The sequence below is a fragment of the Ureibacillus thermosphaericus genome, from assembly GCF_012396605.1.
GTDB classification, from domain to species: Bacteria; Bacillota; Bacilli; order Bacillales_A; family Planococcaceae; genus Ureibacillus; species Ureibacillus thermosphaericus.
Window position 1 is genome coordinate 18,625 of sequence record NZ_JAAXPW010000035.1, and the last position, 9,634, is coordinate 28,258.

The following is a 9,634-nucleotide window of genomic DNA, read 5'->3' on the forward strand; positions in this document are numbered from 1 at the left end:
ATCCCTACTTTCATTTTAAATTTTGTTGTTGGGGGGAAGTGCGGGCCGTTTTTCGATTCGATAACATGCCGACTAGAATTAGTAGAATCGATAATAGAAAAATGAAAACAAATGTAAAGTAGAGAAAATAATAATTATTGATTCTCAAAAATGTTTCATCTTGGATTAGGAATAATGCAAAAGTTAGGATAACAAATGGAGGCATCATGTATAACCAAATTTTCTTATATTGTCCTGTGAAATTTAGTATGTCACAAACGATAAATAATATGATGCCGATACGAATGAATGTTCCTGAGAGCCATTGATAGACAGATAAAAAATCCATATGTTCAATAAATCGACCAAGTGTCACTAATGCCCATTCTTCATAAGCAGGGTAATGTTGTCTAGCAGCTTCTTCAGGTCCAAATTCAACGATGGCACCAATTAATGGTCCAAGGGTTAAACCGGTGAAACAAAAAATAATGATTGCAATGTGATACCATTTCATTGGGTTTTTATAATAATGTTGAATGAAAATGAGCAAAAATAACTCAATAAATCCTGATGCAGCAAAAATCATGGAATGTATGACGGGAGCAATACCATGTTCTAATATAGGAAATAATAATTCATAATTTTTTACTTGAAGATTCGTAAATGATGCGTAAAAGCCAAAGATAATCACAAAAAATAAAATAATTGTATTGACACTCACAATCGTTTGAATATTAGTAGAAATTAATAAGAAACATACAATGATATATAAAAGTATTAATAATGGAATGGGTGTGTTTTCTAAAAAGGTTGAGGACATCCAAAGAATCGTTTCTCTTAAAGTAAATGCAGCAAGGGAATATAAGAAAATAATGAAAATATACAGTATGATTTTCGATGTTTTTTGACCTAATTTTTCAGCAAGCCATACTTTTATGGGTTTTAGTTGTGATTTCTTTTGTATATATAGAATCCATAGTAACCATGGAAATAACGTAATACTCGTAAGAATGACAGATATCCATCCATCGCGTTTAGCGGTTTCTAAAATTGGCGAAAGAATCGTTACATGATTTTTTAAGCCGATAGAGGTTAAACATATAAAAATAACGTGCAAAATACTGATTTTAAATGTATTGTTCACATCTTCATCTCCTACATGATTTCTATCTATGAAAAGTCTAACCAAAAATAAAAAAAAATTCGCTATCTACATGGTAAATAGCGAATTTTTTTATTTTTGTTAAAAGTCCATTTTATATTTTGAACTCGCTAACTAGATTTCTTAAATCATCAGCCTGTTTTGCAAGCTCTACCGCGCTAGCATTGATTTCTTCCATCGCAGCAGACCCTTGCATGGCTGCTTGGGCTGATTTTTCCGTTGCAATACTTGTGTTTTGACTGAGAGCATTGACTTCTTGGAAAGATGTTGTCAAGTCATTGACAATTTTTAAAGTAGAACTAATCTTTTCAACCATCGAAATAATAATATTTGTTGTCTTATTTGTTTGAGATAGGATGCCATTTAATACTTCATTTGTTTCATTCGTTACTTCCACACCGCGAGAAATGGATTCTACGCCTTTTGCATTTTGCATGACAATCGTATTAATTTCATCTTGAATAGAATGAACAATTTTTGCCACTTCTTTTGCTGCTTCTTGCGATTGGATGGCGAGTTTCTTCACTTCATTACTTACTACTGCAAAACCTTTTCCATGTTCTCCAGCACGAGCAGCTTCAATTGCTGCATTTAAAGCAAGCAAATCTGTTTGTTCTGCAATAGCTGTTATCGTTGAGATGATGGATGTGATATCTTTTGATTTTTGTCCTAGGGCTTCAACTGTTGAAGTAGTGTTTTTCATCGTGTCTTCAATGAAATGAATGACATTTGTCGAATCTTTTACTGATTGGCTGCCGTTTTGAGCAGCTGATTGCATTTCTTTTGCTGCTTTTTGAACTTCATATGCTTCATCATTTAATTCAACCATTGACTGTTCAAGTGCTTTCATTTTTAATGCAGCTTCATTCATTCGTTCGATTGTCGAGCTGGAATCATTTGCAATATCATGGGTAGAACTTGCAATTTCATCAATTGATTTTGCATTTTCTTCTGCTAATGCCATTAATTCTTGAGAACTAGATGAAACATGCTCAGCTAAGCTGGCCACTTTTTTTACTAATTTTGAAATTGATTCGATTAACAAGTTTGTGGAGTGGGCAATTTCAGCAAATTCATCTTTTGTCGCTACTTTCACCCGTCTCGTTAAATCTCCTCCAGCATGGGCGATATCAAGAATGGAATGATTAATTTTCGCTGTATTGATTCGAATAGAACGGAATAACAGATAACTAAAGAAAACAGCGATAAACAATGAAAATGATGATAGACAGATGAAGGCGATGCGCGAGAATTTTGCAAATTTTTCGATTTCTTTGATCGTTTTTTCGTTTTTGTCTTCTAATAAATGCAACAACTCATCAGCATGTTTTTCGATATTATTTTTAATGGCAGGTCCTTCACTTCTTTCCATTAAACGAACGGCTTGTTCATAACTGTAATATTGTCTTGTTTCAATAATTCCTGTAGATGCGTACAAATATGAGCGAAAAAATTGTTGAATGTAACTGACAAGCTGGAATTCTTCCGGGCGATGTTCAAAGTTTTTGCTAAGTTCGTTGAGTTGATTTTCAATTAATTGCTTTGTTGTATTATATTTATTTAAGTTTCCTTCATCCCCGTAAATGAGAAACGCTTGTTCAAAAATCGTCAAATTCGCAATGTCATTTGCTAATTGATTGATTTCCCTTTGTTCCTTTAAGTTTACTTCTGCAAAATGATTTAAGTTTTGTTGTAGTCTAGTTATGTTAATATAGGATAGAATAAGCATGATAACGATAATTGTAATGAGTATTGCATAGGTCAGTACAATTCGACCACGAATTGTGTGATAGAAACGGCCTTTCGTAGGACTTTTCGTTTGGTGTTTTTTCCCTTTTGCTTGAACTTTTTTTGTGGATTGATTATTCATTTTCTGTACTTTTACGGTCATTTTTGTAAACATCCCCTTTAAAAAATGCTGTTTCCATGTATTGCTATCTTCAAATCTATTCTACTATAAAATGTTAAAAAGTCCTACATAAATTTAACTAGATAGGCGGGAGGTACTGAATGAGTCAAAGTTTTTATCAATTTGTCCTTTCTTATCGTGGAGGAGATCTATCGGATCCAAAAACTCGGTTTGCTGAGAAAATGTTTCAAGATCACAGTTTTCCCAAAATTAGCCGTTCTTTTGAAGAGCTGTCCAGTTACATTGAAACATTAGCAGATGATGATTTATCCACGAATGCTTTTGACGAACTATGGGAAATTTATCGCATGAAAAATGATGGTGAATGAGTAACAAATTATTCATTGCATAATTTTTGAAAAATAAGTATATTTTAGTTTGAAATCATTGAAATGAGGGGAAGCCATTGAGTATTCATATTAATGCGAAACCTGGAGAAATTGCAGATATTGTCTTACTTCCTGGAGATCCGTTACGAGCAAAATATATTGCAGAAAAATTTTTAGAAAACGCGACATGCTATAATGAAGTGCGCAACATGTTTGGATTTACAGGAACGTATAAAGGTCACAGAATTTCTGTGCAAGGAACGGGAATGGGGGTTCCGTCCATTTCTATTTATATTACGGAATTAATGCAAGATTATGGAGTAAAAAAATTAATTCGCGTTGGTACTTGTGGCGCTCTGCAAAAAGATGTAAAAGTGCGGGATGTGATTTTAGCCCAATCCGCTTCCACAGATTCCAAAATGAATGAAATTATTTTTAATGGAATTGACTTTGCGCCTACAGCTAATTTTGATTTGCTATTAAAAGCTTATAACGCTGGATTGAAAGCTGGTTTGAATTTGAAAGTTGGTAATGTTTTTACAGCTGATATGTTTTATTCAGATGAAAATCAAAATGAAAAGTTAGCGCGTTATGGGGTTTTAGCAGTGGAAATGGAGACAGCAGCCCTTTACACATTAGCTGCTAAGTACGGAAGACAAGCCCTTTCCGTATTGACAGTTTCAGATCATATTTTGACAGGCGAAATTACGACTGCAGAAGAAAGGCAAACAACGTTTAATGATATGATTCAAGTGGCGTTAGAAGCTGCAATAGAAAATGAATCAGCCATCTAAAAAATATTTATTAACATTTTGATATAGAATTTAAATATTGGATATTGCTGTCACATATAAATTCAATGAAACTAAAAATATGTTGACTGTCATTAAATATTGACAGTCTTTTTCTTTTCGGAAAAGCTTGAAACTGTTAATATGGAAATATCGTAAAAGAAAGTGTATATGAGAGTGGTGAAACTATGGAAGAACAAAATCAACAAGAGAAAGAAATACAACAAGAACAAGTCAAACCAGCTACGAGATTTATTCGGTTAAAACCATTTACTTTTATTATGATGATGTTTTTAACAATTCTTTTCACATCAGTATTAACGATATTTGCATTAACTTTTGGAGATGAAAAAGTTGTAGAAGTAGCGGTTCCAGTTGAAAGAGAAGAATTTTCACAGCTATACGATGCCTATGATGAACTAAAAGAAAAATATTATACGGAAATAGATGATGAAAAAATTATTCACGGTGCCATTAATGGTATGTTTGACGCACTAGACGATCCATATTCTGATTACATGGAAAAAGAAGAAGCAGAACAATTTAATTCTGATCTTTCATCGAGTTTTCAAGGAATCGGTGCAGAAATTCAAGAACGAAATGGAAATATTGTTGTTGTTTCGCCCATAAAAAATTCACCAGCTGAAAAAGCAGGGCTATTACCTGAAGATATTATATTATCTGTAGATGGACAAAGTTTACAAGGAATGAGTGCTACTGAAGCAGTGCTCTTAATTCGCGGCCAAAAAGGAACTCCTGTCAACTTAACAATCAAGCGGGGAGAATCCGATGAATTAATTGAAATGACAATTATTCGCGATGAAATACCGATTGAAACGGTATATGGTGAAATGGGAGAGGACAAAATAGCTCATATTCAAATTACTTCTTTCAGTGATAAGACTTATGAAGAATTACTGAAGATTCTTGAACAATTTGAAGCAGAAGGTATGAAGAGCATCATATTAGATGTAAGACAAAATCCTGGTGGATATTTAAACGCTGCGATTGAAATTTCAAACTTATTTATTGAAGAAGGTAAACCGATTGTCCAATTACAAGGGCGCAAAGGTGAGCCAGAAGTTGTGTTAAGTGAAGGCGGAAAAAAATATAAATTTCCAATTGTGGTGTTAATAGATAACGGAAGTGCTTCTGCTTCTGAGATACTAGCAGGAGCTTTAAAAGAATCAGCTAATGCTAAAATTGTTGGTTTGAATTCTTTTGGAAAAGGGACTGTTCAAACGGTGACTGAAATGCCAGATGGTTCAAATTTAAAATATACGACGGGCAAATGGTTAACGCCAAAAGGGAACTGGATTCATGAAAAAGGAATCAAACCAGATGTAGAAGTGCCTTATCCTGAATATATGAGTATTGCTTATGTCGATCCTAAAAATGAATTACAAAAAGGCGTTGTATCGAATTATGTAAAAGCGGCGGAACAAATGCTTGATGCCCTTGGATATAGCGTTGGAACTATCGACACTACTTTTGATGCTGCAACAGAAGCGGCAGTACTTCAGTTCCAAAAGGACAAAGGGCTAGAACGTACAGGTAAAATTTCAGGAGATACAACGTACGAATTAATGGATGCATTACGTGAAAAAATTGAAAAAGAAGATCCACACATTTTAAAAGCAAAAGAATTGCTACAAGTTCAATAATGGTTACAATGAAAAGAGCTGCATTCTTAACATTGAATGACAGCTCTTCTCTTATGAATGGAGGAATATCACGTGAAAGACGTATATTTATTTAGCGGATTTTTAGGAAGCGGTAAAACTTCCATGTTGGTGGACGTTTTACGCCAATTGAAAGAAGAAGGCTATAAACCAGCCGTTATTATGAATGAACTTGGGGAAATCCCTTTTGATTCTCAAGCAGTGGATGATGAAGTTCCGTTAAAGGAAATACTTGACAGTTGTATTTGTTGTACTGGTGGAGAGAAAACGGAAGCTCAAATTCAAACATTGCTTTACGAAGCAGATTTTGATGTGCTGATTATTGAGACAACGGGAGCTGCACATCCTGTAGAAGCGTTGGATGCCGTATATTCTCCGTTATTTGCTGAACTGTTAAATATTAAGGGGATTGTCACGGTAGCAGACAGTAAACGATGGTTAGAGCGTGAACAGCTCACTCCACAAGCAAGAAGCCTCTTTTTGGAACAAATTCGCCATGCTCATTTGATTCTTGCCAATAAGAGCGATTTATTAACAGAAGCGGAAAAAGCAAACGTTGTGTTTGAATTGCAAGGACTTAATCCCAATGCGTTTATATTGCAAACAACAAATGGACGAGTTCCTTTGAAATTACTGAAAAACCTGCAAGCTACAGCATTAAAAAAAGAAATAGAACCGGCTCAAATCGGCAGACATTTGCATTTAAGTTCTCGAGTGATTGGATTTCACAAAGGCTTTACTCAAGAAGAATTTGAAGAATGGGTAAGGGGACTTCCGCCGACAGTTTATCGTATAAAAGGTTATGTACCCATTGAAGGAATGCAATATCCGATGTTATTCCAATATGCATATGGTTTAGTTCAATGGATGCCAGAATATATGAATATGCCACCAAAAATTGTGATGATTGGCGAAGATGTACAATCTATATCAGTGATTGGTGAAAAGAAAGAATAGTTAAAGATGTAAAATTCGTAATAAAAATGACTTATTTCTATCATTCTTTCTATTTGTCAATAGATTTTTGTTAGAAATATATTTTATTGCTGTAAAATGCTGTATATTTATTTTTCTGAAAACTCTTTATATCTTTGATTCGAAAATTATTTGGTTTTTCTACCAACAAATGGACCATTTTTTTCAAATTTTCTCCTTTATGATAGAGGACAGAAAGGGGAGAACGATAATGAAAAAATGGTTCATTACTTTTTGCGCATTATTTTTATTTGCAACGGTTATACCTCAAGTAAGTGCAGCTGATTTAGGAGACGGAAAATCTGGACATGTATTCCGAAACGTTCAAGTAATTAAATTTGAAAATAAAAATGGCATCATTGTTAAAACAATTGAAGAATTAGCGTTCACAGAAGTGCCATTAAAAAATGTGCCAGAAACAATTCAACTGGCGAAAAATACAGCAGAAAAAATTATTTCACAGTTGCATAAAGCAACGAAACAACCTAATCAATCTGAAAAACAAGAAAAGCCGGTAGTAAATGAAACAAAACCAACAGTGCCTACACAAAATGAAGGTGTAAATCCTCCAAGTCAAAAGGAACAACATAATCCTTCAACTCCAGTAGAGGAAAATGTAGAAACACCTTCAAATAAAGGGTTAAATAACGAACAGTTAAAACAAATATTGGATCAATATCTAAAAGAATATCAATCAAACTTTAATGGTGAAAAAACTGTCACACCAGCGCCAACAACTCCTAGTCAACCGGTTCAAACACCAGAGGTAAAAGAAGAACCAACAATCTCTCAACCTACTAACCAAGTATCTGAATTTGAACGTCAAGTAGTGGAGTTAACGAATGCCGAACGGGCAAAAGCAGGTTTAAAACCGCTTACGATGTATGCGCCATTGATGGCAGTAGCCAAGGCAAAATCTCAAGATATGGCGAATTTAGGGTATTTCTCTCACACAAGCCCAACATACGGTAGCCCATTTGATCAAATGCGCGCGGCAGGCATTCAATATCGTGCTGCAGGTGAAAATATTGCTCAAGGTCAAAGAACTCCTGAACAGGTAGTTAATGCTTGGATGAATTCTCCAGGCCATAGAGCAAACATTTTAAATGCCAATTACACACATATTGGTGTAGGTTTCGTTGAAAATGGATACTACTGGACACAACAATTTATCCAAATGTAACGAAAACGAGTGAAAATCATCCATCTAATTGATGGATGATTTTTTGAGCTTTTTTCGTATGGAAAAGTTTTAAGAAATAAGTACAGGAGAATTTATCGCATGGGTGAAAGCTTCATTTATGTGGATTGGCTAATAAATGTGAGGGATTGGTCAATATATTGTCGGAATTGGCCAATATGTACCCAAGAATGACCAATATCACATAGAGTAACGCTTCATTTATTGGGATTAGCTAATAAACTACTGAAAGTGCCTAACTCTCCATAACAGAAGCATCATTTTATCCAAATGTGAAATTCCGTTGTTTCTATCGTGTTTTATGATAAAATCAGTGTTGGTGGCTTCATGTACTGCTTTAATGAAGCATAATGTAAACAAGAAGTTTGAACATAACGTAGTTTCATGAGAATAGGAGAATTTTTGTGAGCGAAAAAACAATCGTTTTAACTGGTGGGGGAACTGCTGGTCACGTCTCGTTAAATGAGGCAATCATTCCTTCTCTTCAAGCGGAGGGATACACAGTTCATTACATCGGTTCACATCATGGTATTGAAAAGGAATTAATTACTGATAGTTTTCCTGAAGTTCCTTACCATAGCATTTCAAGTGGTAAATTAAGAAGATATTTTTCATTAAAAAACTTCACAGATCCTTTTAAAGTTTTAGCGGGAATCGGTCAAGCGTTTTCGATTATAAAAAAAGTGAAACCTTCCATTGTTTTTTCTAAAGGTGGATTCGTTTCCGTACCAGTTGTGATTGCAGCAAAATTGTTGAATATTCCAGTAGTCATTCATGAATCGGATGTGACGCCAGGTCTTGCAAATAAATTAGCTCAACCTTTTGCTTCTCATATTTTTACGGTTTTTAAGGAAACATTAAAATATATACCTGCGAATAAAGCAACATGTACCGGTTCTGTTGTTCGGGAACAGCTGTTTAAAGGAAGCAAAATGAGGGGATTAAAACTTTGTCAATTTGAAAGCAAAAAGCCGGTGTTGCTTGTTATGGGTGGTAGTTTAGGTTCCGTCGTGTTAAATGACGCAATCCGAAGCAATCTACCAGAGCTTTTAAAGGACTACAACGTCATTCACCTTTGTGGTAAAGGGAATGTTGATTCATCCTTATTAGAATTAAAAGGATATAAGCAGTTCGAATACGTGACATCGGAATTACCAGATTTAATTAACGCGGCAGATTTCGTTGTATCGCGTGCAGGTTCAAATTCCATCTTTGAATTTTTAGCACTGAAAAAACCAATGTTACTTATTCCGTTATCATCCGCAAAAAGCCGAGGCGATCAAATTTTAAATGCAAAATTATTTAAAAATCAAGGTTTTGCGGAAGTATTGGAAGAAGAAAATTTAACGAAGCAAACATTTTTGGAATCCCTTCAAACATTAATTCAAAATAAAGAATCCATTTTAGAAGCGATGGCGAAAGCGGAAAGACCGAAAACTCCGAAAGAAATGGTAAATTTAATTTTAAAATATGAAAAATAAAATCGAGTAGGAGGGAGCGATTAACTCCCGTCCTCTCACACCACCGTACGTACGGTTCCGTATACGGCGGTTCAATTAAGATGATTGACGCAAGTCTTTATAACTTCCGTGAATAGCTGTTCTCT

General features: G+C 34.6%; 8 protein-coding genes. 6 read left to right on the top strand and 2 right to left on the bottom strand.

Features of this window, described 5'->3' with window-relative positions:
- Window positions 1-10: 10 nt before the first annotated feature.
- The gene (locus HF990_RS12340; RefSeq protein ID WP_168412705.1) at window positions 11-1,123 is read right to left on the bottom strand and encodes an endospore germination permease; all 1,113 of its coding nucleotides are present in this window, start codon (window positions 1,121-1,123) and stop codon (window positions 11-13) included.
- A gap of 112 nt (window positions 1,124-1,235) precedes the next feature.
- Window positions 1,236-3,032 (bottom strand): methyl-accepting chemotaxis protein, encoded by a 1,797-nt coding sequence (locus tag HF990_RS12345; protein ID WP_016839354.1) that lies wholly within the window; start codon window positions 3,030-3,032, stop codon window positions 1,236-1,238.
- Window positions 3,033-3,151: 119 nt separating this feature from the next.
- Between HF990_RS12345 and HF990_RS12350 the strand changes: the two genes are divergently transcribed.
- The 6 genes from HF990_RS12350 to HF990_RS12375 all read left to right on the top strand — a co-directional run bounded on the left by HF990_RS12350 (window position 3,152) and on the right by HF990_RS12375 (window position 9,509).
- Complete coding sequence (locus HF990_RS12350; protein ID WP_016839355.1) at window positions 3,152-3,379, top strand: YozE family protein; 228 nt, start codon at window positions 3,152-3,154, stop codon at window positions 3,377-3,379.
- Window positions 3,380-3,456: 77 nt separating this feature from the next.
- Window positions 3,457-4,173, top strand: coding sequence for a purine-nucleoside phosphorylase (deoD, locus tag HF990_RS12355; protein WP_168412706.1), 717 nt, complete (start codon window positions 3,457-3,459; stop codon window positions 4,171-4,173).
- A gap of 185 nt (window positions 4,174-4,358) precedes the next feature.
- Complete coding sequence (locus HF990_RS12360) at window positions 4,359-5,834, top strand: lmo1851 family serine protease (protein ID WP_016839357.1); 1,476 nt, start codon at window positions 4,359-4,361, stop codon at window positions 5,832-5,834.
- Window positions 5,835-5,906: 72 nt separating this feature from the next.
- Window positions 5,907-6,809: a CobW family GTP-binding protein gene (locus HF990_RS12365; protein ID WP_016839358.1), complete on the top strand. Its 903-nt coding sequence runs from the start codon at window positions 5,907-5,909 to the stop codon at window positions 6,807-6,809.
- 229 nt (window positions 6,810-7,038) lie between these two features.
- Window positions 7,039-8,010 carry a CAP domain-containing protein gene (locus tag HF990_RS12370; protein ID WP_016839359.1) on the top strand — a complete coding sequence of 324 codons (972 nt, stop codon included), beginning with the start codon at window positions 7,039-7,041 and terminating at the stop codon, window positions 8,008-8,010.
- Between the two features lie 422 nt (window positions 8,011-8,432).
- On the top strand, window positions 8,433-9,509 hold the full coding sequence (locus HF990_RS12375) for an undecaprenyldiphospho-muramoylpentapeptide beta-N-acetylglucosaminyltransferase (RefSeq protein WP_016839360.1): 1,077 nt from the start codon (window positions 8,433-8,435) through the stop codon (window positions 9,507-9,509).
- Window positions 9,510-9,634: the final 125 nt, after the last annotated feature.

Coding starts and splice junctions, on each gene's coding strand:
- HF990_RS12370 (WP_016839359.1), top strand. CDS start 7,039: ATGAAAAAATGGTTCATTACTTTTTGCGCATTATTTTTATTTGCAACG.
- HF990_RS12345 (WP_016839354.1), bottom strand. CDS start 3,032: ATGACCGTAAAAGTACAGAAAATGAATAATCAATCCACAAAAAAAGTT.
- HF990_RS12360 (WP_016839357.1), top strand. CDS start 4,359: ATGGAAGAACAAAATCAACAAGAGAAAGAAATACAACAAGAACAAGTC.
- HF990_RS12350 (WP_016839355.1), top strand. CDS start 3,152: ATGAGTCAAAGTTTTTATCAATTTGTCCTTTCTTATCGTGGAGGAGAT.